Origin of the sequence: Crocosphaera sp. UHCC 0190 (genome assembly GCF_034932065.1) — a bacterium.
In the GTDB taxonomy this organism is placed as follows: Bacteria; Cyanobacteriota; Cyanobacteriia; order Cyanobacteriales; family Microcystaceae; genus UHCC-0190.
In genome coordinates this window covers 26,359-48,144 of sequence record NZ_JAYGHP010000007.1, presented here as the reverse complement: position 1 = coordinate 48,144, position 21,786 = coordinate 26,359, and the positions used below count along the sequence as shown (strand labels likewise).

Below are 21,786 nucleotides of genomic sequence, written 5' to 3'. Positions count from 1 at the left end.
TTATCCTTTATCCTGTGTTTGGGAACGTCTTTTACGACAACGTTCGGAGCAATATTTTACATCATCCCAACATTTGGCCCACTTTTTTCGCCATGTAAAGGAAAGGCCACAAACAACACATATTTTTGTTGGTAAATCAGATTTTGAAGGTTGACGGGCCATGGTTTCAGTTTGGAGATAACTGTAGGAGTAAACGGTCGTTTGTCCCCACAGAAATCGTATATCATAAATAAAGATATTACAATTTCAGTTTTTATGGTAACGACGACTCCTACTAATTTATCTACTATTCTATCTGGGTTTCGGGCTTTATCTGATCCCATTCGTCTACAAGTTTTGGAGTTATTGCAAACTCAAGAATTATGTGTCTGTGAACTCTGTGAAAAACTCGATATCAGTCAGTCTAAACTGTCTTTTCATCTGAAAACTCTTAAAGATGCTGAATTAGTGCGATCGCGTCAAGAAGGCCGATGGATTTATTATCGTTTAAATTTATCTCAATTTATCGTTTTAGAAGAATATTTATCTAATTATCGACAATTGAGTGAGATTTTACCGGCTAAATATTGCCAATAACTGGCGATCACAATCTAATGTTTTCAGTAGTCGGATAAAATTAAAGCCAAGTGTGAATAGAGGAAACAGAGCGGGTGCAAAATACAAAATTAAAGTCAAGTGTGAATAGAGGAAACGGAGCGGGTGCAAAATACAACAGTAAAAGGTTTCAGTTTTTTTAGTAATAATTCTCCCGTTTCTAAATTCCAGACTTTGATAGTAAAGTTTTTAAAGCACGCTTACCTCTTGTAAAAGCCAAGCCTAACACACCAATACCGACTAGACCACCTGTGGTAGAGGGTTCAGGTACACTCGCAACAGATAGGGAAGTAGGTGAGGAAGCAGATGAGGAAGGAGGTACGTCACTGACAAACCAACCCCCAAGAAAATTATAGCGATCGCCATTACCAGTACCAGTGAAGGAGAGGTTCATTTTCACAACTCCACAACCCACCGTGGTTCCACAGTCTTGGTCATAAAGCTCGCTACTGAAGGTGCCATAGGTATAAGATGCTGCCGGCCCCCCATTACCAGTGAAGGCATCACCAAGGGGTATGTTTCCTATTTCCGCGTTATCGTTGTCGAAGAGCCTAGCGACAATTGTGGATGATCCTGTAGGTGTAATACCGACACCATCACCGGTTAAATCAAACAGAGATCCTGATAGATTAGCACGAAAGTAGACTTCGTTACCGAAGATATCTGGGTTGAAGGCTGGAAAATTAAGTGTTTGACTGAAGGTGCTTGGAGTTCCAAAATCGTTGAAACGAACGCTAAATCCACCCGATGGATCTAGAACAGTGGAGAACATATCGTACTGTATATAGTCAAATTCAGCATCTTCAGGAGCAACTCCCAGAGACTGTTCTCCAGTCTCAAGGTTGATATAGAAGATATCCCCTAGTTCATAAATATAATCATATTTGGTGCCACTGCCGCCACCTTCAGATGCGGTACCACTGCTGGGTATCTCTACAATTCCGGTAAGCTTTAAGTTAAACCCGATGTCTTTACCGTTTACAGAATTTTTTACATCGATGTCACTGGGCCGATCACCGGGTATGTGTATTTTCTCTTTATCTTTATCTTTAATGTCTTTAATGTCTTTAACGTCTTTAACGTCGAGTTTAGCTTGTGCTGCGGTTCCAGAGAGTAATACGGCGACAATGGAGCTATAAACGATGGCTTTAGTGTTCATGATTGGTTTGATTTGTGTGACAAAGTTACCCTACTAATATGCACGTAGTTCCTAATTTTGGCAAGAGCTATTTTCAGTGTTATTCCGTAAGTAAGAAGTCGGACTTACACAATTAATAATGTATAAGATAACATGGATGATTAAATAGGATTAAGAAAGAAAAAACGGGAAATAAATACATAATTTTGATTTTTTACTCTTGAAATCAAAAGTTTTTAGACCAATTTATTGACTTATCAAGTTTCTATTTTCCATTGAGCAATAAACAACCCTTTACAGGTTGCTGACATGACTTGACATATAAAATTTAATTGATGTATATTTGACATATCAAAAAAAATTGATATGTGCTATGAACACTCGTATGAACCCCAAAGCTGTTAAAGCAGGGGGAAGTCTCAGCATTTTTGAAAAATACCTAACTATTTGGGTATTGTTGTGTATTTTAGTCGGTATTTCTCTAGGGCGAAGCTTTCCTAGTGTGGCAGAAACTTTAGATTCAATGAGTATCTATAATGTTTCGATTCCTATTGCTATTTGCTTATTTTTTATGATGTATCCCATCATGGTAAAAATAGATTTTTCTCAAGCAGTGCAAGCGGCAAAAGCTCCAAAACCAGTGATCTTAACTTTGGTGGTTAATTGGTTAATTAAACCTTTTACAATGGTGGGTTTTTCTCAATTTTTTCTAGGGTGGTTATTTCTTCCCTTACTAAGTTCAACTGAAGTTATTCGGGGAACAGAAGTTACTCTGGCTAATTCTTATATTGCGGGTTGTATTTTATTGGGAATTGCCCCTTGTACCGCGATGGTATTGATGTGGGGCTATCTTTCCTATAGTAATCAAGGTCATACTTTAGTCATGGTTGCTGTTAATTCCTTAGCCATGTTATTTCTTTATGCGCCCTTAGGAAAATGGCTACTTTCTGCTAATAGTTTAGCCGTTCCTTGGCAAACCATTGTCTTGTCAGTGTTGATTTATGTTGGTTTACCTTTAGCCGCAGGAATTTATAGCCGTTATTGGATATTTAAACATAAAGGCAAAGACTGGTTTGAAAGGCAATTTTTACATTATCTGAGTCCCATTGCCATCTCTGCTTTATTGTTAACATTGATTTTACTCTTTGCCTTCAAAGGAGAATTAATTGTTAATAATCCACTCCACATTCTCCTAATTGCTATTCCTTTATTCATTCAAACTAACTTTATCTTTTTAATTACCTATGTAATTGGATTAAAGTTAAACTTAACCTACGAAGATGCGGCCCCCGCTGCTTTAATTGGGGCCAGTAATCATTTTGAAGTTGCGATCGCCACCGCAGTCATGTTATTTGGCTTAAATTCTGGGGCAGCATTAGCAACAGTTGTCGGGGTATTAATCGAAGTTCCGGTAATGTTAATGTTAGTAGAAGTCTGTAAAAAGACGGCTTTTTGGTTTCCTAGAAATCCAGAAAAAGCAACCTTATTAGATCCCCGTTGTGTCAATTCTTTGAAATAGGAATAAACGAATAATACTATGACCAATTTTGATCATCCTCCCCGTATTTTATTCCTTTATGGGTCATTAAGAGAGCGTTCCTATAGTCGTTTGTTAGCAGAAGAAGCGGCGAGAATTATTGAAGAAATGGGGGCAGAAGTCAAATTTTTTCATCCCCATGAATTACCTTTACGGGGACAAGTGGACGAGTCTCATCCAAAAGTACAAGAACTGAGACAATTAAGTCAATGGTCAGAAGGACAAGTTTGGTCATCTCCTGAAATGCACGGCAATGTTACAGGTATTTTAAAGAACCAAATTGACTGGATACCATTAAACATTGGTTCGGTTCGTCCCACCCAAGGAAAAACCCTAGCAGTGATGCAAGTTAGTGGGGGTTCTCAATCTTTTAATGCGGTGAATACCCTGCGACTTTTAGGTCGATGGATGCGAATGTTTACTATCCCTAATCAATCTTCTGTAGCTAAAGCTTATCAAGAATTTCATGAAGATGGAACTATGAAAGAATCTGCTTATCGTGACAGAGTAGTTGATGTTATGGAAGAACTTTATAAGTTCACTTTGTTGCTACGGGATAAGGTTGATTATTTGACAGATAGACACAGCGAACGGAAAGAAAAACAACTAAAATCAGGGGAAACATCATGAAAAAAGTAATGTTTGTTTGTAAGCGTAATTCCTGCCGTTCCCAAATGGCAGAAGGGTTTGCCAAAACATTAGGAAAGGACAAAATTGAAGTCACCAGTTCTGGGTTAGAAGCAAGTCGCGTTCATCCTACAGCAATACAAGTAATGGAGGAAATTGGTATTAATATTACTGACCAAACATCTGATCCCTTAAGTGATTTTAAAGCTGAAGATTATGATGCTGTAATCTCTTTATGTGGGTGTGGCGTTAACTTACCTCAAGATTGGGTATTAAGAGATATTTTTGAAGATTGGCAATTAGATGATCCCGACGGACAACCGTTAGAAACTTTTCATCGGGTAAGGGATGAAATTAAGGAAAGGGTGACATTATTGATTGAAAAATTAGGGGTTTAATGTTTAACGTAGAGGTAATTCATGAATTACCCCTGCAGAGAATTACAGCAGTTTGCAACTTTTTGGAGTACACCGTTAATTTGTAGGGGCATGGCAATAATAAGTTGATGGTCTTAAGAGTAAGCTTACTAATGCCATGCCCTCACCTTTTATATATCATACTGACTCGCAATCTGCTATAATAGATATCAAGCTTTAAGTAATAATTTTATGAAAAATAGCCTATATGACACAGACTTTGTAGGATGGGTTTTTACCCAAGTTCAAGCTCTAAAAGATCGTAATCCAGACTTCCTTGACTGGGATAATTTAAAAGAGGAGATAGAGAGTTTGGGGAAAGAGCAATTAAACGCCGTTAATAGTCTATTAAAACAAGTTATTATACATCGTCTTAAGTTAGATTATCTCAACGATAACTTGAATAAAAATCATTGGGAAACTGAGATAAATGGGTTTGTCGATCAGATAGAAGATAGATTAACTGCGACCTTAAGAAATAAGATAGATTTACCTAAAATTTACTCCCGAAGTAAAAGGGATTTACTTAAACAATATCCTAAACTTTCTATCCCTCAAGATTGTTCTTATACCCTAGATGATTTACTGATAACCTTCGATTGATTAATAGCTTATTTAGGGCAGCAATTCTCATTTTAAAAGGGTAAATTAGCAAAAAAGTTAATATTCTTTGATTTTGATCTCATTAAAGATCCTTCATGTCTAAAACCGATAAAATATTAACATTGAAATCCTAACCATAACCACCCTTATGATCACCTCTCCTCTCAGTTGGACAGAACTCGAAAAATTAACCGATTTTCACAAAGATACCATTAACGGCCCCACCAACGCCCAAGCCTGTTTACGCCTTTTTGGATCAAAAGAATCAGATATTCGTGTCACCCTCTACCGTGATAACCATGCTTGGTGTCCCTATTGCCAAAAAGTCTGGCTGTGGTTAGAAGAAAAACAAATTCCTTACCGCATCAAAAAAGTCACCATGTTCTGTTATGGACAAAAAGAGAGTTGGTATAAGGGCATTGTACCATCAGGAATGCTGCCCGCCCTGGAATTAGATGGACGCATTATTACCGAAAGTGACGACATTTTAATCGCCTTAGAAAGCGTTTTTGGCCCCTTAACCCAAAGCATGAAAGACCCCGAAGTTATGCCCCTCAGACAACTAGAAAGGTTACTATTTCGCGCTTGGTGTTCCTGGTTATGCTATCCCACCCGTTCCCCCAAACAAGACCAACAAAACAGGGACAAATTTACCACAGTCGTAGCTATGGTAGAAGATGCCTTAAGTCGTGAGTCTGGCCCTTACTTTTTAGAGGAATTTGGCATAGTTGATGTCATTTTTACCCCTTATGTAGAGCGCATGAATGCCAGCCTATACTATTACAAAGGGTACTCTTTACGGGAAGAAAATCCCCGTTTTGGGGCTTGGTTTGACGCAATGGAAAGCCGTCCAACCTATAGAGGGACACAAAGCGATTTTCACACCCATTCCCATGACTTACCCCCACAAATGGGCGGTTGCTATTCAAACAAAACAGACCAAGCTAAAATTAATCAAAATCGGGTAGATAATGGCCCTTGGTTTGGGTTGCCTGATGTCACTTATTTGGAACCCGAAACCTCCCGCGCAGAAGCCCTACAACGGGTGATTAAACACCATCAGAACATTATTCAGGTTAATCCAGCAGATGACCAGTTATTTGATGAAGCGTTGCGTTGTGCGTTGACGTTGATGATGACAGGGGAAACCTGTAAGCCACCAGCAGGATCTGATCAGGCTTTACGCTATTTACGAGATAGAATTAATGTACCGAGGGATATGTCAATTTATGCCGCAAAACGCTTACGAGAAGCCTTAGAAGCGACTGCGGGGTTAGACGGCGATCGCCAGGGGCCAGCCATTCCCTTGAAGCATCGACGGGATCAAGATCCGGTTAATTTTATCTAGAATGAATGAATATTAAGCAATCAAAAGCGATCGCCAATATTTTTGAGCTACCTTTTCAATTACCTTTTGAAGAATTATTTGAACCCCTGCTATCAACAAAAGATTTGTTGATAGAGCGAATTATTTCTACTGGACAAACCACCCCATCAGGAGAATGGTATGACCAAGAGAGAGATGAATGGGTAATTTTGTTACAAGGAGAAGCCCAATTAACCTATGAAACAGGGGCAACCTATAAACTGATCCCTGGGGGTTATCTGCTAATTCCCGCCCATCAAAGGCATCGGGTAGATTATACTTCTTCTAATCCTCCCTGTATTTGGTTAGCAATTCATGGTCATTTAAGTCCTTCTGCCAATTGAAACTCTCCTTAATATGAGAACTCCCATATTTGCCATAACCTCATACAATAAAACCAATCAGAAGTGACTAAAATATTGAATCAACCAAACTCATGAGCGATCGCGATCCTAGTCTCACCCGTCAAATTGAACGATTATATGAATTTAATCTCTATCGTCGTTGGTTATTTGTGATGATCTGCTGGCTAACCCTTGGTCAGTTTGCTTTATGGCAATTACGGGGAGAATTCACCCTCTGGCGAGAACATTTTACTTGGGTAGCAGTACGCTATGGACTAGCTTTTAATCTCATCCCTGCTTTTAGTTTATTTTTCTGTATTGGTGTCACAGGGGCGGTTTTAGTTTGGCAAAGTCTTCATATTCTCAATGGTTTATCCCCAAGGGAAAAAATGCGTCTCGAAAATCAAGTCAGACAGATTCGCCAGTCTGGGCCGGGCCATCCTCTCTGGAAATGGGTTTGTGAGACATCTCAACGTCATTCGAGTTAATTTATGAAAATTCTCCAAATTGTGCCGTCAATATCCCTGGTTTATGGAGGCCCCAGTCAAATGGTGTTGGGATTATCTGCTGCTTTGGCCCAACAGGGAATTGAAGTAACCATCCTGACAACGAATACCAATGGAGATGCGGGACAACCGCCTTTAGATGTTCCTTTGGGGGTTCCCATTCCCCAACAAGGCTATCACATTATTTATTTTGCTTGTTCGCCCTTTCGTCGTTATAAATTCTCTTTAAGCTTATTACAGTGGTTAGGATCTCACGGCCCTGATTACGGTCTGGCCCATATTCATGCCCTATTTTCCCCTATTAGTACGGCTGCTGCAACAGTGGCCCGTTATCGAAATTTACCTTATATTCTCCGTCCATTAGGAACCCTAGATCCCGCAGATTTACAAAAAAAACGGGTTTTAAAACAACTTTATGGCAATTTATTAGAACGTCCCAATTTAGCAGGGGCCGCGGGGGTTCATTTTACAACAGATCAAGAGGCGAAAATTTCTCATCGTTATGGAGTAAAAACCCATGATTTGGTGATTCCTTTAGGGGTAAATCTACCGGATAAGTTACCACCTTTGGGACAAACCAGAAAAGCATTAGGTATTCCTGATAATTTGCCTTTGGTCTTATTTATGTCCAGAATTGATCCCAAAAAAGGCTTAAATTTTTTATTGGCAGCAGGGGAAAATTTAATCAATCAAGGGATAAAATTTCATTTAGTTATTGCAGGATCAAATCCTCAAGATCCAGTTTATGAAGCCCAAATTAAGCAACAAATTGCCGATTCTAGTTTAGCCTCTCAGACAACCATTACCGGATTTGTTCAAGGTGAGGTCAAATTAGGATTATTACAAGATGCAGATTTATTCGTGTTGCCTTCTTATTATGAAAATTTTGGTATAGCGGTGGCCGAAGCAATGGCCGTGGGAACTCCTGTGGTGATTTCTGAGGGGGTTTATATTTGGCCTGATGTTCAACAAGCTTCAGCAGGTTGGGTGACAGCTTTAGAGATAGAAGGGTTAACCCATGCTTTAGAGAAGGCGATCGCCGATCCCTCAGAACGACAAAAACGGGGAGAAAATGCCCGTAAATTGGTGTTAAATCAATATAGTTGGTCAGCTATTGCTCAACAAATGATTATGAATTATCAATCCTTAATCTAGGTTAAATGTAGGTTAATTTTAGCCAAATATTATAACAATCCCATAAATTCTTATATAGTCTCAGATCCTCCGCTATCTTAAAAATTGATGGGATAAAAAAACTGCTGAGGTGATTATGGTATCAATTCGACTTGAACCCTTGAAGGTAGAACGAATTACCGTAGCGATCGCGGATTTACCACCCGATTTAATGGGGACAAAATTGATCCAACTGTCCGATCTTCATTATGATGGTTTACGATTATCTGAAGAATTATTAACCCAAGCGATCGCAGTTAGTAATCTGGAAAATCCCGATCTAATTTTACTCACGGGGGACTATATTACCCATCAACCTGATCCCATTGATGAGTTAGTCATGCGGTTACAAGATTTAAAAAGTCGTCTGGGAATTTATGCGGTTTTAGGCAATCATGATTATGGTTATCATGATGCTAAAGTTAGAGTAATTAATGCCTTAAATAGCATTGGAATTAAGGTTTTGTGGAATGAAATTGCGACCCCATTTGGCTCAGATTTTCCCATTGTTGGATTAGCAGATTTTTGGTCATCAGAATTTAATCCTGCTGCGGTAATGACTCAGCTTTCTCCTCATATTCCTCGTTTAGTTTTATCTCATAATCCTGATACGGCAGAGATTTTACAACAATGGCGTGTTGATTTACAATTATCAGGTCATACTCATGGGGGACAAGTTATTATTCCAGGGTTAGGGGCCGCAGCTTTGATTATTCAACAGATTCATCACTATACCCCCAAAATATTACACCCTTGGATTCCTTTTGTTAACGAATGTTCTAGAGTGGTGAAACATTGGCAATGGGCCCAAGGATGGCATCAAGTTCATCATAACCAACTTTATGTCAATCGTGGTTTAGGAACCTATTTCCCTGGCCGATTCTTTTGCCCTCCCGAAATAACTGTGATTACGTTAAACTAATGGATTATAATAAGCTATACACTCAATTATTGATTGATGAAACATGATCCGTGTGATTATACCTGTTTATAACGGGGAACAGTTTATTGAATCTTGTCTCAAGGTTGTTATTGAACAAAATTGTCTAGATGTTGAACATATTATTGTTGATGGGGGTTCCCCAAATATTGGTAATTGTAATATTTAGGATCAAAAGGGTAAACTTGAAGATAAGATGATTTCTGAAACCCTTGTAGTCATAACAAAAATAAATTATAATATCGGCAAACTAAAAGTTAAGTAAAAGAACGATGAAATCTATAAATATAATCACGGTAGACAATCAACACGGATTAACAAGATGTAGCATAATTCTCTCTGAAGTGTTAAAAAACGCTGGTTTTCAGGTATCAGTTTTTACAGTTGGTAAAGCATCTATAAAACATAAAATTCATCGGCTGACTACCTACATAGACAATTTTGTTAGTAATACATTTAGAGGTAAACCCCCTTACGATATCAACATCTTCATACAAGATATTGTTCCTTCTTGGTTGCCTTATGCGCGGTTTAATTGCTTGCTTCCTATGCCAGAATGGTTTAGGGATGATGGAGTTTCTTTGTTAACTAATTTTGATTGTATTTTGTGTTGTACAAAATTAACCCAAGAGATTTTTCATAAATTAGGTTGTAAAACAGAATATATTAGTTTTACGAGTCTTGATCAATATGAACAAAAAATTTCTAAAAATTACGATAAATTTTTTCATCTTGCGGGTAGTAATGCGTCACAAAAAGGAACTAAAACTTTGATAGAAGTTTGGAGTCGCCATCCTGAATGGCCGTCTATTATTGTTCGCCAAAAGAAGCAACCTTTTCATATTTGTGCTCCTAATATAGAATACATTACCAATTTTTTGTCTGATGAAATATTGCATCAGTATCAGAATACTTTTGGTATTCATCTTTGTCCATCTGAAGTAGAAGGATTCGGTCATTATATTGTAGAAGGAATGAGTACAAAAGCGGTTATTATTACCACTAATGCACCACCAATGAATGAATTAATTACTTCTGAAAGAGGACTTTTAGCTAATTATTTTCAAACAAAAAGTCAAAAATTAGGTACAAGATATTCTGTATATCCTCAAGCTTTAGAAGAAAAAATAGAGGAAGTTTTAGGGATGAGTTATGAGACGAAAAAACAGTTAGGTGAAAATGCTAGAAATTGGTATTTAGATAATGATACATTTTTTCGTCAGAGATTAGTTGAAGTCTTAAAAAATTTAGATTAGTCTTAAAATTAATACAAAAATTGCTATAATTAAGTTAAGCAAAAAATGTTGCCAATGCTTTCTCTATTCGCTGACAATTCCCTTCCCATGAATACTCTTTTTGCACAAGTTTGTAGGCATTATCAGTTAATTTAGTCCTTAAGGAAGGTTGTGACCAAATTTTTTCTATTGCTTCAACTATTTCACCTATTGTATTTCTAATTAATAACTCTTGTCCATCTTTAGCCTTAATTCCCTCTGATCCTTTAGCGGTACTAATTACTGGACAACCCGCAGCAAAAGCTTCTATAATTTTTAATCTGGTGCCACTACCATGTAATAAAGGAACAACCATAACACTCGCTAAAGATAAATACGGTTGTACATCAGGAACAGTTCCAGTAACAATAATATCAGGATCTTTTTGTGCTGATTTCAACATTTTTTTTGTCGGAAACTGACCGACTAATAATAGTTGACAATCTGAATACTTTTGTTTAACTTTAGGATAAATTTCATCAATGAGTAATTCAGCAGCAACCGTATTAGGATAATAAGATAAATACCCTGAATAGAAAATAATATGATCGGTTTTTTCTAAATCTTGAGGCGGGGAACATTGACCTAATCTGATAGTTTGATAATTATCGATATTAACGCCATTGGGAACAACATAAATAGGAGTTTCTTTTCCATACATTTCCCCTAATAAATGAGCATCTTCTTGACTACAGACCCAAACTTGATCACTTTGACGGGTTAATTCACCTTCTATTTGTTTGAGATGGGCTAATCGTAAATTTGCTTTGAGTTGCGCTGTGAGAGGTTCTTGTGAGCGATCAGGTTGAGCAAATAAATGGGCTTCAACATTATGATTATCAAAAATAATATGACAAGGATAATTTTTAATGATTGGTAAATAACGAGATAACCAAACTTGTTCAAAGATAACAATATCTGGCTGAAATTTAGTCATTAAATCTGCTAATTTTTGAGCCGCTAATTTAGAATAAGGCCAATCAGCATCAGGATGACCCGAAGGCCGTAACCACCATAACCGTCTTTCCCATTGTTCCCAACGAGAGCGTTGTTCTTCCACATTATAATGTTCCCAAAGAGTAATTCCTGACAAAACATTAGGAGTAAGACTCCAATTTGCGGCGGAAAAGATCCCCACTGGCCCCAACTTCATCATAATATTGATATTTTGCCAGTTACGAATACGAACCCCCCCAAAAATCGGATAGGGAGCTTCTCTGGTAATAAACAAGGTTTTAATGTTCATAGTTTAAATAATAAACTATTTAATCCCTCCAATAATTGGAGAAATTTCTATAATGATTTGACTAAGGCATCTTGAACCGCAGGGGGAAGTTGCCGCATAATTTTTCCTTTTTCGGGGTCAACGGCCACAATGGTAATTTTTGCCGTCACAGAGAGTTCTTGTTTTTCTGATGATTCAATCCGACAGTCCCAATACATTTTTACCCCTGTCATTTCGTCCATACGGGTTTTGATGATCGCCATTTCTCCAAGTCGGAGAGCGCGATGATAACGGATGGATAATTCGACAACGGGTAAATCACAGCCTAATTTCACTAATTCTGCAAAATCTATGCCAATTGACCGTAAATATTCAACCCTAGCGGTTTCCATCCAAGTCAGATAGGTTCCGTGCCAAACGGCCCCTGCATAGTCAGTATGATGGGGTTGTACCCTGACGGAATACTCAAACCATTTTTCAGTAGTCGCTTTTAGTCCAGTTTTTGCGGTGATCGCTGTGGTTGGGGGAAGTTGGGGAGACTCTGGTGATGAAGACAACTTTGTTAACTCAGGTGATCAGTAGAACTCTCAACAATTTTATCCTGTAGATGTTCAAAAATCCTAGATTAATCTAGTTTTGTAATTGAGTTGGTTTTAGGGTCAATAATTTTACGGCCTAACCCAGCAAATTGAATGGCTAAATTTGTTTTTTGACCTGACCCTAAAATATGGGTAATTTCTCCTTCACCAAAGCTATGATGAATAATGCGATCGCCCACTGACCATTGATGATTATTGACCTGGGATATTGAAGTTTTTTTGTGGGTGACTTTTCTCGCAGTTGGTCTGACATTACTATTAATTAAATCTGGGGGAATTTCTTTTAAAAACTGTGAGGCTAGTTTAGATTCTTTGGAACCCCAGACAAATCTTTCTCTAGCATAGGTAATAAATAATTGTTCTTGGGCGCGGGTAATTCCGACATAACATAATCTTCGTTCTTCTTCTAAGGATAAGGGATCGCTTAAACTCCGAACATGGGGCAAAATTCCTTGTTCTAATCCCACTAAAAAGACAATGGGAAATTCTAGTCCTTTCGCGGAATGGAGGGTCATTAATGATACTTTTTTCTGGTCTTCTTGTAGGTTATCTAAATCAGAAGCAAGGGACGCATTGGTTAAATAGCCTTGTAAGCTTTTGTCTTCATTATCTTCTTGATATTGAGCGATCGCACTATATAATTCATAGATATTTTCGACTCGATTATCTGATTCTTCTGTTCCTTTTTGTTTTAAATCATCAATATAACCCGATTGTTCCATGACTTGATCTAAAATTTCTGTAGCTGAAAGTTGGGTTAATTGACTTTGGAAAGATTGAATCATTTTAGCAAATTTATTAACGGCTTTTGCTGCCCTTCCTGCCAAGGTATTAACTGAGGTTTCATCACTAATAATTTCCCAGAGAGGAATCTCTAATTCTTGGGAAGCTTTTAATAGGGAATCCATCGAAGTTTTACCAATCCCACGACGGGGAGAATTAATAATTCTGAGTAAGCTAACGGTATCTGCAGGGTTAACAATTAAACGTAAATAAGCAAGAGAATCTTTAATTTCTTGGCGATCATAAAATTTGAATCCACCGACAATGGTATAAGGAATATTACTCTGGATTAGGATATCTTCAAAGGGTCGAGATTGGGCATTTATACGATAAAGAATGGCAAAGTCTCCCCAATTTAATTCAGGGTTTATATTAATTAACTCTCGAATTTTATGAATAACAAAATCAGCCTCTATTCGTTCATCATCAGCTTTATAACAATAAATTTGTTCCCCTTCGCCTCTAGTGGGTTTAAGAATTTTATCAATCCGTTGGCTATTATTTTCAATTAAGCTATTAGCCGCTAGTAAAATATTTTCTCTAGAGCGATAATTTTCTTCTAATTTAACCATTGTTCGGGTATCTTCATCGGGTAAACCGTCCCCAAAGTCTGATTGAAAATTCAACAAAATGGTAAAGTCAGCCATGCGAAAACTATAAATAGATTGATCCGCATCACCTACCACAAAAACAGAGCGATTTTGCCAATTCCATTCACTTTTTGTGTTTTCTCCATTGGTGGAAAGTAAGCGAATTAAATCATATTGAATGCGATTAGTATCTTGATATTCATCGACTAAAATATGTTGAAATTGATGATGCCAATAGCCTAAAACAGATTCATTTTGTTGAAAAAGCTGCACAGGGACTAAAATTAAATCATCAAAATCTAAAGCATTATTAGCTGCTAATTGGGTTTGATACTCATTATAAACTTCTGAAATTACCCGACCTTTATAATTGGGATTTTCTTGCAAATATTCTTCAGGGGAAAATCCTAAATTTTTTGCATTACTAATTTCATAACGGACGGAACGGGGATTAAACTTTTTTTCATCTAAATTAAGTTGTTTAGTTGTAATATTTTTAACTAAACTTTGGGCATCAGATTCATCAAAAATCGAAAAATTACGTTCCCATTGCCGATTTCTTTTGTCCTGGTATTTATTAATATCATACCGTAAAATCCTGGCACATAAACTATGAAAAGTCCCGATCCAAAGTCGTTTAGTCGTTTTTCTATAAACCTGGGAAAGTAATTTTTTCTGTTCGTATTCAGCCAAAGAATTAAAAGGTTTTCCATGATTTTTAAGAGCCATTTCTTGAGCAAAAAGTCGCTCAATTCTTTCCTTCATTTCCTTAGCTGCTTTATTGGTAAACGTCACCGCTAAAATCGATTCAGGATCAACCTGATGATGACTAATCAGGTGAGCAATACGATAGGTGAGGGCCCTAGTTTTGCCAGATCCCGCCCCCGCCACCACTAATAAAGGGCCACAAAAATGCTCAACGGCAATACGTTGGGAAGGATTGAGTTGAGAAAGAAAATCAGAGGAAATGGTCATAGAGATTCAAAGTTAGGGTAGCATATCGTCACCCTTGATTGTATCGTTAATCGCTGAACTCAAAGGCGATCGCCGTTTCTTACTTCAGGTAAAGCTACCTAGCTTAACACATTAAGGAAAAAAAAATTTTCTAATCATGACACAATAAGTTCATCAAAATTGAAATTCTCCCTTACAATGGAGATAGCGGAGACAAATGTTTCCGTTCACTCCTCACACCACACTCCGCCTGGGCATTTTCATGTTCGGGCGGTTTCTTATTCAAGGTTAATAAAAGTTAAACTTGCCTTAAGCTCAACGAAGAGGGAGGTTATCCAGCGATAACTTCAGTGATTGGTGAAGTTGTGACGAAAATAGGTTAAAATCGAGAAACTTTTCCTTATGGTAGAATTCTAGAGTATTCTAGAGAAACGTGAGCAATCAAAGGAATTCTCGGTATGTCAGCTACACCCCAAGTTACAGACGATAAATTTAAACAAGAGGTTTTAGAGAGCGACATTCCTGTTCTGGTGGATTTTTGGGCGCCTTGGTGTGGCCCCTGTCGTATGGTAGCTCCAGTTGTGGACGAAATTGCTGAACAATACGCAGGCCAAGTCAAAGTGCTGAAACTGAATACGGATGAAAATCCGGCGACAGCAAGCCAGTACGGAATTCGCAGTATCCCCACCCTCATGATTTTCAAGGGAGGCCAACGGGTAGACATGGTTGTGGGAGCCGTTCCCAAAACAACCCTAGCTAACACTCTCGAAAAATATCTTTAGTTTCTAGCCAAAAGCTAGGATTCAGTTTAGGGGTAAGCCTTCATGGACTTATCCCTATTTTGTCTGAAAAAACCAACTCAGCCCAATAGCCTAACGGAAGTGGATTGGCCGAAACAGCCGAGAATATGTAACAATGTTAACCTAAATCAAATTGATGTAAACGACCCATTAGATTAAATCTATGACTTCAGCAAACACCAATATTAATCAGCAGGATAAAGTTCTAGAGGCAATGAAAAATTTTGCCGAACAGTACGCTAAGCGCACAGATACTTATTTTTGTAGTGAACCCTCTGTCACCGCAGTAGTGATTGAAGGGTTAGCTAAACATAAAGAAGAATTAGGCTCTCCCTTGTGTCCCTGTCGTCATTACGAAGACAAAGAAGCGGAAGTGAAAAATACCTATTGGAACTGTCCTTGTGTCCCCATGAGAGAACGCAAAGACTGTCATTGTATGTTATTCATCACCCCAGACAATGAATTTGCGGGCAAAGAACAGGAAATTGATCTAGAGTTTATCAAAGAAATCAGAGAAACTATGTCTGCGTAAGAAAAATCATGGCATCAGAGGCATTTTTGCAAGGGATTAAAGAGTTTAATCAGGGGGAATTTTACGCCTGTCATGATACATTAGAAGCTATTTGGATCGATTCAGCAGAGTCGGATAAACGGTTTTATCAAGGTGTTTTACAGGTAGCGGTGGGTTGTTATCATCTCGAAAACCATAATTGGCGTGGGGCAGTGATTTTATTGGGGGAAGGTGTAAGACGACTCGTTGACTATCAACCAGAGTATGAAACCATTGATGTCACAAAGTTGTTAGCAGAAAGTCAAGCATTACTGCTTTATCTCCAACAAACTGACCCTGAAAATATTGCTGAAGTTGCTCAAACCCTCAAGGAATCCTCTGATAATGCCCCCTGTTCTTTGCCTCATATTGTCATTTTAAATAAGTCTTAAAAGAAGGGAATGACAATTTATCCTGATCCCAATAATCCCTATCCGTTAGAGAACTATAAGCAATTATGTTTCCTCAAAAATATTATCACGAACCCTAATATTATTGTGGGAGATTTTACTTATTATGATGATTTTGAAAATCCCCATAATTTTGAAAATAATGTTCTCTATCACTTTGATTTTATTGGTGATAAGTTAATTATTGGCAAGTTTTGTGCCATTGCGAGTGATGTTAAATTTATGATGAATGGGGGAAATCATCCCCTAAATTATTTTACGACTTATCCCTTTACGATTTTTGGCCATGCTTGGGAAAATACCATGTCTGTTGCTAATACTTCCAAAGGAGATACCATTATTGGTAATGATGTTTGGTTTGGCTATAATGCTTTAATTATGCCAGGGATTAAAGTCGGAGACGGGGCAATTATTGCAGCTAGTTCAGTGGTAACAAAAGACGTAGAACCTTATACCATTGTAGGTGGAAATCCAGCTAAATTAATTAGAAAGCGGTTTGAAGATGAGGTAATTAATTTATTATTAAAACTCCAATGGTGGGATTGGCCAATTGAAAAAATCACTCAAAATATTGGGATACTTTGTAGTAATAATTTAGCGGCATTAAAACAATTATATTAATATCGATATTAGCAAAATTGTGGCGAATTTTTCACAAATTGCCTTATGTCGAACTCAGGTAACAAAAAGCGAGAGAGACGCTATTCTTAACGTCTCTCCTAATATCAAGTATGGAAATATGAAAACGACGACTTAGAAGCCCATGCCGCCCATACCCATGCCGCCCATGCCGCCCATGCCGCCCATACCGCCCATGCCGCCCATATCGGGGGCTGCGGGGGGTTCGGGTTCTGGTTTTTCTACCACTAAGGCTTCTGTGGTTAAGACCATACCAGCGATCGACCCAGCATTTTGCAGAGCAGAGCGCACTACTTTCGCTGGATCAATAATTCCTGCGGCGATCATATCTTCTAATTGCCCTGTGATGGCGTTATAACCGATATTAAACGCGGTTTCTCGTACCCGTTCCACAATAACAGAGCCTTCAACCCCGGCATTATTAGCTAACTGACGCAGAGGAGCTTCTAAGGCTTTAGCCACGATATCGGCGGCCACTTGTTCTTCGGGGTTGGTGAGGGTATGTTTGAATTCAGCAATTTTAGTCGCTAAGTGAATTAGGGTTGTTCCCCCACCAGGGACGATACCTTCTTCTATGGCTGCTTTGGTGGCGTTAAGGGCATCTTCAATGCGAAGTTTGCGATCTTTTAATTCGGTTTCAGTTGCGGCCCCAACTTTAATGACAGCCACACCTCCGGCTAATTTAGCGATCCGTTCTTGCAATTTTTCAATGTCATAGCTCAAGTCGGTTTCGGCCAGTTGTTTGCGGAGTTGTTCAATGCGTTTTTGTACAGCCGCCTTGGTTCTGTCATCAGTGGTAGCGACAATGGTGGTATTGTCTTTAACGATAGTAACTTTGGTGGCTTGTCCTAGCATATCCAGGGAAACAGAATCTAAGGTTAAGCCCACTTCTTCAGAAATGACACTGCCTCCGGTAAGAATGGCAATATCCTGTAAAACAGCTTTGCGTCTTTCCCCAAAACCAGGAGACTTGATCGCCGCTACATTTAACACCCCTCTGGCTTTGTTGACGACTAAGGTGGCTAAGGCTTCTCCATCTACATCTTCTGCAATGATTAAGAGGGGTCTACCGGCCCGGGCTACACTTTCGAGGATGGGAACTAAATCCGCGATCGTACTGACTTTTTTGTCGGTGATCAATAAGAAGGCGTTATCAAATTCGACTTGTTGTCTTTCTTGATCTGTGATGAAGTAGGGAGAAAGATAACCCCGATCAATTTGCATCCCTTCTACCACTTCTAACTCCGTGGTGAGAGATTTGGACTCTTCAACGGTAATAACCCCGTCTGTGGTCACTTTATCCATGGCTAGGGAGATCATATCACCGACTTCTTGATCGTTCCCTGATGATACAGTAGCCACTTGGGCGATCGCATCTCCCTCAACAGGTTTAGCAATAGCTGCAATTTCTTCGACAAGGTAAGCGATGGTTTTTTCGATGCCACGACGCAGGGACACCGGGTTGGCCCCAGCGATCACATTTTTTAAGCCTTCCCGAATTAAGGCTTGACCAATGATGGTGGCGGTTGTGGTTCCGTCTCCAGCCACTTCTTTGGTTTTGGAGGCAATTTCTTGCATCAGTCTGGCCCCAGTATTTTCCAAGGGATTTTCTAATTCAATTTCTTTAGCAACGGTGATCCCGTCGTTAACAATTTGGGGGGCCCCAAATTTCTTTTCTAATAATACATTCCGTCCTCTGGGGCCGAGGGTTATTTTTACAGCATCAGCAAGGGCATTGACCCCTTGTTCTAATGAGCGTCTTGATTCATCGCCGAATGATACAATTTTTGCCATATTCGTCTCTTTACTCCTGTGACTCTTTGCAATCAGACATTCTCCAATGATTAGGAAAAATGCTTGCGTTTCGGGCTGATGTCACCCTACTTATGTTAATTTAGCACTCTTGTGGTGTGAGTGCTAATCTTTGAGGTCAAAAAATGGGGTGATTTTTCTCAAGGGAAGGGTGAGGTGTGGAAAGTTGGGCAAAGAAGGTGAGGATATCTCGAAAGTTTGAGGAGATAAGTTAAAGTATTAGTCTGACAGTCGTTAGGGAGTTAGGGCAATGATGACATGGCAAGATGTCTGTGAAAACAAGTCAACAAGTTAAACGCAGAGTAAGTCTTAAATTAGTTTTAGATAGATTAAAAATTAAAGGATACTAATGAGTCTTAAAAAATGGAAAATTCTGAACTCAGAGTTTGTTATTAATAACCAATGGTGTATAGTTCGACAAGATAAGGTTGAATTACCGAATGGGGCGATTATTGATGATTACTTTGTCAATATCCGTCCTGAAATTGCTTTAGTTATGCCCATTACACCCAATAATGAAGTAGTTTTTGTCCGTCAATATCGTCATGGAGTAAAAGAGATTTTATTAGAACTTCCTGCTGGAGCATTTGAACCACAAAAAGAGACAAGTATAACGGCAGCTAAGCGAGAATTAGAAGAAGAAACTGGTTATATTGCCCAAGAATTAATCTTGATGAAAACAATTTATGATAATCCGGTAAAAGATGATAATAAAATTCATATCTTTCTGGGTTTAAATGTGCAAAAAACCGGACAAATTAATTTAGATATTACTGAAGAAATTGAAGTGGTTTTAGTGCCAATTAAAGATGTAATTGATAAAATTATGTCCGGTGAAATTTGTGTTGCAGGAACTATTGCCACAATTTTTATGGGATTAGAATTCATAAAAAAATACCATTAAGTTAAATGATCTAATTAGTATGTTAGATTTGTTTAGCTAATTCTACCCAATGATGAATTCCTGTTTTTGTGGGTTGTCTGGTAGGAGTAAATGTCCAAATATCTCGTTTATGTTGTCCCCCATAACTAATATGAATAGGTCTATTTTTACCATAAAAATAAAGAGAATCAAAGGGCAATTTGTTGGCTAATATCCAGTCAACTAATTCATCACTATTAAGATTAATAATAAAACAGTCACAAGCGGCTCCTAATCGATTACAATAATAGTTGCCTTTGCTATTAGTTTCATGGGCCATATGTTGATCTCTTGCTGGATCAATGCGACCATTTTTAAGACCTGTAACGGGATCTTTTTGATTTAAGTAGCGTTTGAGATCGGGGGAACAAAACCCATAAGTTAGTTTAAATCTATCAATACCAAAGTAATCAATTATGGGGTCGATAATGCTTTGATTTAACTGTTTAAGGGCAGTAATAGTTTCTTCATTTTTAGGATAGGGAGCAATTTTTTCCGAATATTTATGATAGGTTTTAGTACAGGTACAAAAAACTTCTAAGGTCAAATATTTGCCTAAATATGTTATATTCATAAACTTGAAGCTTGAGGGAAACAATAGTAGGGGCAATTCATGAATTACCCCTACAGTATTTTACCAAAATCATGATAAAATGTCTCATAAAACTTGGCTAGGAATTGATCCGGGACTCGCTATTATTGGGTGGGCAATTTTACAAGAAACAGATTCACCACTTCCCTTAATCATCGACTATGGAATCATCAAAACTGAAAAAAACCTATCAACTCCCCAAAGATTGTTAGAAATTGAGCAAGACTTAGAAGAATTAGTCCAAGAATTCAAGCCTGATCGGATCGCCATTGAAATGCCCTTTTTTAGCCGAACTATTAAAGCTGCCGGAGGTGTTTTACAAGCATTAGGAGTAATTAATTTAGTGTGTTATCGGAATACTAAAATCGAGCCAATTTTTTTACATCAAGCCAGTTGGAAATGTCATTTAGGGGATGGTAGAGCAGATAAAAAAGAAGTAGCACAAATGATAGGAAATCTCTTTGATTTAGACTCCTTACCGATTGATGATAGTGTAGATGCGATCGCCATTGCCTATGGGGGTTTATGTGGCCTAACCAATAATATTGGATAAGCCAAAAATCAAACTTACAGAAATACCCGATGTTGTAAAGAAGGCATTTGTTGACGCACCCGTTTAATACGAGTCGGGTTAATTTCTGCGATCGCCATGCCTGGTTGTTGGCCAGCGTCATCTAAAATCATCCCCCAAGGGTCAATAATCATCGCGTGACCATGGGTAAAACGCCTAGCATAGTGATTTCCCGTTTGAGCAGGAGCAATGACATAACAGGTATTTTCAATGGCTCTAGCTTGTAACAAAACCTGCCAGTGATCCTTACCTGTAAATGCTGTAAACGCCGCAGGAACAAACAAAACATCAACTCCTTGACGGGATAAATGACGGTACAACTCAGGAAAGCGCACATCATAACAAATCGAGAGGCCCAAATTTCCCAAGTCCCCAGAGGCATAAATATCAGGCAACCGTTGTCCAGCCATCACTGTGCTAGACTCCCGATAAGTATTACCGTCAGGCACATCCACATCGAACAGATGCACTTTTTGATAACGGGCGACTTCTATGCCAGTTGGATCAACTAAAATGGCGGTATTATAGGCTTTAGTCCCATCACCTTCAACGGGAACAGGAAAGCCACCCCCTAGGATAGTAATCTGGAAGCGTTGCGCCATTTTTTTCAGGAACTTTTCTGCTTTTTGAGCAATTTCTTGGGCTTTTCCTAGTTTATCTTCTTCTTTACCGAGAAAAGCAAAGTTTTCTGGCAGACCAATTAACTCAGCCCCACGACGGACAGCTAGTTCGATCAGTTCCTCAGCCTCAACCAAATTTTTTTCGAGGTCAGGCTTGCTTGTCATTTGAATGGCAGCAGCGAGATAAGGTTTCATCAGTTC

At 38.5% G+C, this 21,786-nt stretch carries 26 protein-coding genes; 18 read left to right on the top strand and 8 right to left on the bottom strand.

The window, feature by feature from the left end; genetic code table 11:
* Positions 1-162 carry a DUF2256 domain-containing protein gene (locus VB715_RS11735; protein ID WP_323301399.1) on the bottom strand — a complete coding sequence of 54 codons (162 nt, stop codon included), beginning with the start codon at positions 160-162 and terminating at the stop codon, positions 1-3.
* Between the two features lie 93 nt (positions 163-255).
* Between VB715_RS11735 and VB715_RS11730 the strand changes: the two genes are divergently transcribed.
* Complete coding sequence (locus VB715_RS11730; RefSeq protein WP_323301398.1) at positions 256-576, top strand: metalloregulator ArsR/SmtB family transcription factor; 321 nt, start codon at positions 256-258, stop codon at positions 574-576.
* 178 nt (positions 577-754) lie between these two features.
* Here the strand turns inward: VB715_RS11730 and VB715_RS11725 are convergent, their stop codons facing one another.
* The gene (locus VB715_RS11725) at positions 755-1,753 is read right to left on the bottom strand and encodes a PEP-CTERM sorting domain-containing protein (protein ID WP_323301397.1); all 999 of its coding nucleotides are present in this window, start codon (positions 1,751-1,753) and stop codon (positions 755-757) included.
* 352 nt (positions 1,754-2,105) lie between these two features.
* Between VB715_RS11725 and arsB the strand changes: the two genes are divergently transcribed.
* The 11 genes from arsB (at position 2,106) to VB715_RS11670 (ending at position 10,500) form a co-directional block, all read left to right on the top strand.
* On the top strand, positions 2,106-3,251 hold the full coding sequence (gene arsB, locus VB715_RS11720; protein ID WP_323301396.1) for an ACR3 family arsenite efflux transporter: 1,146 nt from the start codon (positions 2,106-2,108) through the stop codon (positions 3,249-3,251).
* An 18-nt stretch (positions 3,252-3,269) separates the two neighbouring features.
* Positions 3,270-3,899, top strand: a complete 630-nt coding sequence (gene arsH / locus VB715_RS11715) for an arsenical resistance protein ArsH (RefSeq protein ID WP_323301395.1) — start codon at positions 3,270-3,272, stop codon at positions 3,897-3,899.
* The gene (gene arsC, locus VB715_RS11710) at positions 3,896-4,294 is read left to right on the top strand and encodes an arsenate reductase, glutathione/glutaredoxin type (protein ID WP_323301394.1); all 399 of its coding nucleotides are present in this window, start codon (positions 3,896-3,898) and stop codon (positions 4,292-4,294) included. Before arsH ends, arsC begins: the two co-directional genes overlap by 4 nt.
* A 210-nt stretch (positions 4,295-4,504) precedes the next feature.
* Complete coding sequence (locus VB715_RS11705) at positions 4,505-4,915, top strand: DUF29 domain-containing protein (RefSeq protein WP_323301393.1); 411 nt, start codon at positions 4,505-4,507, stop codon at positions 4,913-4,915.
* Positions 4,916-5,063: 148 nt separating this feature from the next.
* Positions 5,064-6,263, top strand: coding sequence for a glutathione S-transferase family protein (locus VB715_RS11700; protein ID WP_323301392.1), 1,200 nt, complete (start codon positions 5,064-5,066; stop codon positions 6,261-6,263).
* A gap of 5 nt (positions 6,264-6,268) precedes the next feature.
* Positions 6,269-6,625 (top strand): cupin domain-containing protein, encoded by a 357-nt coding sequence (locus tag VB715_RS11695; protein ID WP_323301391.1) that lies wholly within the window; start codon positions 6,269-6,271, stop codon positions 6,623-6,625.
* 92 nt (positions 6,626-6,717) lie between these two features.
* Complete coding sequence (locus VB715_RS11690; protein ID WP_323301390.1) at positions 6,718-7,113, top strand: hypothetical protein; 396 nt, start codon at positions 6,718-6,720, stop codon at positions 7,111-7,113.
* A 3-nt stretch (positions 7,114-7,116) separates the two neighbouring features.
* Positions 7,117-8,286 carry a hormogonium polysaccharide biosynthesis glycosyltransferase HpsP gene (hpsP, locus tag VB715_RS11685; RefSeq protein WP_323301389.1) on the top strand — a complete coding sequence of 390 codons (1,170 nt, stop codon included), beginning with the start codon at positions 7,117-7,119 and terminating at the stop codon, positions 8,284-8,286.
* A gap of 115 nt (positions 8,287-8,401) precedes the next feature.
* Positions 8,402-9,226, top strand: coding sequence for a metallophosphoesterase (locus VB715_RS11680; RefSeq protein WP_323301388.1), 825 nt, complete (start codon positions 8,402-8,404; stop codon positions 9,224-9,226).
* Between the two features lie 43 nt (positions 9,227-9,269).
* On the top strand, positions 9,270-9,413 hold the full coding sequence (locus VB715_RS11675; RefSeq protein WP_323301387.1) for a glycosyltransferase: 144 nt from the start codon (positions 9,270-9,272) through the stop codon (positions 9,411-9,413).
* 103 nt (positions 9,414-9,516) lie between these two features.
* On the top strand, positions 9,517-10,500 hold the full coding sequence (locus tag VB715_RS11670) for a glycosyltransferase (protein WP_323301386.1): 984 nt from the start codon (positions 9,517-9,519) through the stop codon (positions 10,498-10,500).
* 34 nt (positions 10,501-10,534) lie between these two features.
* Here the strand turns inward: VB715_RS11670 and VB715_RS11665 are convergent, their stop codons facing one another.
* The 3 genes from VB715_RS11665 to pcrA all read right to left on the bottom strand — a co-directional run bounded on the left by VB715_RS11665 (position 10,535) and on the right by pcrA (position 14,690).
* The gene (locus VB715_RS11665) at positions 10,535-11,764 is read right to left on the bottom strand and encodes a glycosyltransferase (RefSeq protein WP_323301385.1); all 1,230 of its coding nucleotides are present in this window, start codon (positions 11,762-11,764) and stop codon (positions 10,535-10,537) included.
* A gap of 47 nt (positions 11,765-11,811) precedes the next feature.
* The gene (locus VB715_RS11660; protein WP_323301384.1) at positions 11,812-12,300 is read right to left on the bottom strand and encodes a thioesterase family protein; all 489 of its coding nucleotides are present in this window, start codon (positions 12,298-12,300) and stop codon (positions 11,812-11,814) included.
* A gap of 68 nt (positions 12,301-12,368) precedes the next feature.
* Complete coding sequence (pcrA, locus tag VB715_RS11655; RefSeq protein ID WP_323301383.1) at positions 12,369-14,690, bottom strand: DNA helicase PcrA; 2,322 nt, start codon at positions 14,688-14,690, stop codon at positions 12,369-12,371.
* A gap of 437 nt (positions 14,691-15,127) precedes the next feature.
* On the opposite strand from pcrA, the gene trxA reads away from it, so the two are divergent.
* The 4 genes from trxA (at position 15,128) to VB715_RS11635 (ending at position 17,050) form a co-directional block, all read left to right on the top strand.
* Positions 15,128-15,451 carry a thioredoxin gene (gene trxA / locus VB715_RS11650; protein ID WP_323301382.1) on the top strand — a complete coding sequence of 108 codons (324 nt, stop codon included), beginning with the start codon at positions 15,128-15,130 and terminating at the stop codon, positions 15,449-15,451.
* Between the two features lie 181 nt (positions 15,452-15,632).
* On the top strand, positions 15,633-16,001 hold the full coding sequence (locus tag VB715_RS11645) for a ferredoxin-thioredoxin reductase catalytic domain-containing protein (RefSeq protein WP_323301381.1): 369 nt from the start codon (positions 15,633-15,635) through the stop codon (positions 15,999-16,001).
* 8 nt (positions 16,002-16,009) lie between these two features.
* Positions 16,010-16,411 carry a DUF309 domain-containing protein gene (locus VB715_RS11640; RefSeq protein ID WP_323301380.1) on the top strand — a complete coding sequence of 134 codons (402 nt, stop codon included), beginning with the start codon at positions 16,010-16,012 and terminating at the stop codon, positions 16,409-16,411.
* A gap of 9 nt (positions 16,412-16,420) precedes the next feature.
* Entirely contained in the window at positions 16,421-17,050 is a 630-nt protein-coding gene (locus VB715_RS11635; protein WP_323301379.1) for a CatB-related O-acetyltransferase, read from the top strand.
* Between the two features lie 132 nt (positions 17,051-17,182).
* Here VB715_RS11635 and groL read toward each other — a convergent pair whose 3' ends face one another.
* Positions 17,183-18,862, bottom strand: coding sequence for a chaperonin GroEL (groL, locus tag VB715_RS11630; RefSeq protein WP_323301378.1), 1,680 nt, complete (start codon positions 18,860-18,862; stop codon positions 17,183-17,185).
* A 367-nt stretch (positions 18,863-19,229) separates the two neighbouring features.
* Here groL and VB715_RS11625 point away from each other — a divergent pair, with 367 nt between their 5' ends.
* Positions 19,230-19,784 carry an NUDIX hydrolase gene (locus VB715_RS11625; protein WP_323301377.1) on the top strand — a complete coding sequence of 185 codons (555 nt, stop codon included), beginning with the start codon at positions 19,230-19,232 and terminating at the stop codon, positions 19,782-19,784.
* 22 nt (positions 19,785-19,806) lie between these two features.
* On the opposite strand, the gene VB715_RS11620 is transcribed toward VB715_RS11625, so the two are convergent.
* Complete coding sequence (locus VB715_RS11620) at positions 19,807-20,376, bottom strand: hypothetical protein (protein ID WP_323301376.1); 570 nt, start codon at positions 20,374-20,376, stop codon at positions 19,807-19,809.
* A gap of 79 nt (positions 20,377-20,455) precedes the next feature.
* On the opposite strand from VB715_RS11620, the gene VB715_RS11615 reads away from it, so the two are divergent.
* Entirely contained in the window at positions 20,456-20,947 is a 492-nt protein-coding gene (locus VB715_RS11615; RefSeq protein ID WP_323301375.1) for a crossover junction endodeoxyribonuclease RuvC, read from the top strand.
* Positions 20,948-20,961: 14 nt separating this feature from the next.
* Here VB715_RS11615 and VB715_RS11610 read toward each other — a convergent pair whose 3' ends face one another.
* Positions 20,962-21,780, bottom strand: coding sequence for a carbon-nitrogen hydrolase family protein (locus VB715_RS11610; protein WP_323301374.1), 819 nt, complete (start codon positions 21,778-21,780; stop codon positions 20,962-20,964).
* Positions 21,781-21,786 lie beyond the last annotated feature (6 nt).

Excerpts from the sequence above, each read along its gene's own strand:
- VB715_RS11700 (WP_323301392.1), top strand. The coding sequence starts at position 5,064 with ATGATCACCTCTCCTCTCAGTTGGACAGAACTCGAAAAATTAACCGAT.
- VB715_RS11635 (WP_323301379.1), top strand. The coding sequence starts at position 16,421 with ATGACAATTTATCCTGATCCCAATAATCCCTATCCGTTAGAGAACTAT.
- hpsP (WP_323301389.1), top strand. The coding sequence starts at position 7,117 with ATGAAAATTCTCCAAATTGTGCCGTCAATATCCCTGGTTTATGGAGGC.
- VB715_RS11670 (WP_323301386.1), top strand. The coding sequence starts at position 9,517 with ATGAAATCTATAAATATAATCACGGTAGACAATCAACACGGATTAACA.
- VB715_RS11640 (WP_323301380.1), top strand. The coding sequence starts at position 16,010 with ATGGCATCAGAGGCATTTTTGCAAGGGATTAAAGAGTTTAATCAGGGG.
- VB715_RS11610 (WP_323301374.1), bottom strand. The coding sequence starts at position 21,780 with ATGAAACCTTATCTCGCTGCTGCCATTCAAATGACAAGCAAGCCTGAC.
- VB715_RS11735 (WP_323301399.1), bottom strand. The coding sequence starts at position 162 with ATGGCCCGTCAACCTTCAAAATCTGATTTACCAACAAAAATATGTGTT.
- VB715_RS11730 (WP_323301398.1), top strand. The coding sequence starts at position 256 with ATGGTAACGACGACTCCTACTAATTTATCTACTATTCTATCTGGGTTT.
- VB715_RS11680 (WP_323301388.1), top strand. The coding sequence starts at position 8,402 with ATGGTATCAATTCGACTTGAACCCTTGAAGGTAGAACGAATTACCGTA.
- VB715_RS11620 (WP_323301376.1), bottom strand. The coding sequence starts at position 20,376 with ATGAATATAACATATTTAGGCAAATATTTGACCTTAGAAGTTTTTTGT.
- VB715_RS11705 (WP_323301393.1), top strand. The coding sequence starts at position 4,505 with ATGAAAAATAGCCTATATGACACAGACTTTGTAGGATGGGTTTTTACC.
- VB715_RS11615 (WP_323301375.1), top strand. The coding sequence starts at position 20,456 with ATGTCTCATAAAACTTGGCTAGGAATTGATCCGGGACTCGCTATTATT.
- groL (WP_323301378.1), bottom strand. The coding sequence starts at position 18,862 with ATGGCAAAAATTGTATCATTCGGCGATGAATCAAGACGCTCATTAGAA.
- VB715_RS11665 (WP_323301385.1), bottom strand. The coding sequence starts at position 11,764 with ATGAACATTAAAACCTTGTTTATTACCAGAGAAGCTCCCTATCCGATT.
- trxA (WP_323301382.1), top strand. The coding sequence starts at position 15,128 with ATGTCAGCTACACCCCAAGTTACAGACGATAAATTTAAACAAGAGGTT.
- VB715_RS11645 (WP_323301381.1), top strand. The coding sequence starts at position 15,633 with ATGACTTCAGCAAACACCAATATTAATCAGCAGGATAAAGTTCTAGAG.
- VB715_RS11675 (WP_323301387.1), top strand. The coding sequence starts at position 9,270 with ATGATCCGTGTGATTATACCTGTTTATAACGGGGAACAGTTTATTGAA.
- pcrA (WP_323301383.1), bottom strand. The coding sequence starts at position 14,690 with ATGACCATTTCCTCTGATTTTCTTTCTCAACTCAATCCTTCCCAACGT.
- VB715_RS11725 (WP_323301397.1), bottom strand. The coding sequence starts at position 1,753 with ATGAACACTAAAGCCATCGTTTATAGCTCCATTGTCGCCGTATTACTC.
- VB715_RS11695 (WP_323301391.1), top strand. The coding sequence starts at position 6,269 with ATGAATATTAAGCAATCAAAAGCGATCGCCAATATTTTTGAGCTACCT.
- arsC (WP_323301394.1), top strand. The coding sequence starts at position 3,896 with ATGAAAAAAGTAATGTTTGTTTGTAAGCGTAATTCCTGCCGTTCCCAA.
- arsB (WP_323301396.1), top strand. The coding sequence starts at position 2,106 with ATGAACACTCGTATGAACCCCAAAGCTGTTAAAGCAGGGGGAAGTCTC.
- VB715_RS11625 (WP_323301377.1), top strand. The coding sequence starts at position 19,230 with ATGAGTCTTAAAAAATGGAAAATTCTGAACTCAGAGTTTGTTATTAAT.
- VB715_RS11690 (WP_323301390.1), top strand. The coding sequence starts at position 6,718 with ATGAGCGATCGCGATCCTAGTCTCACCCGTCAAATTGAACGATTATAT.
- arsH (WP_323301395.1), top strand. The coding sequence starts at position 3,270 with ATGACCAATTTTGATCATCCTCCCCGTATTTTATTCCTTTATGGGTCA.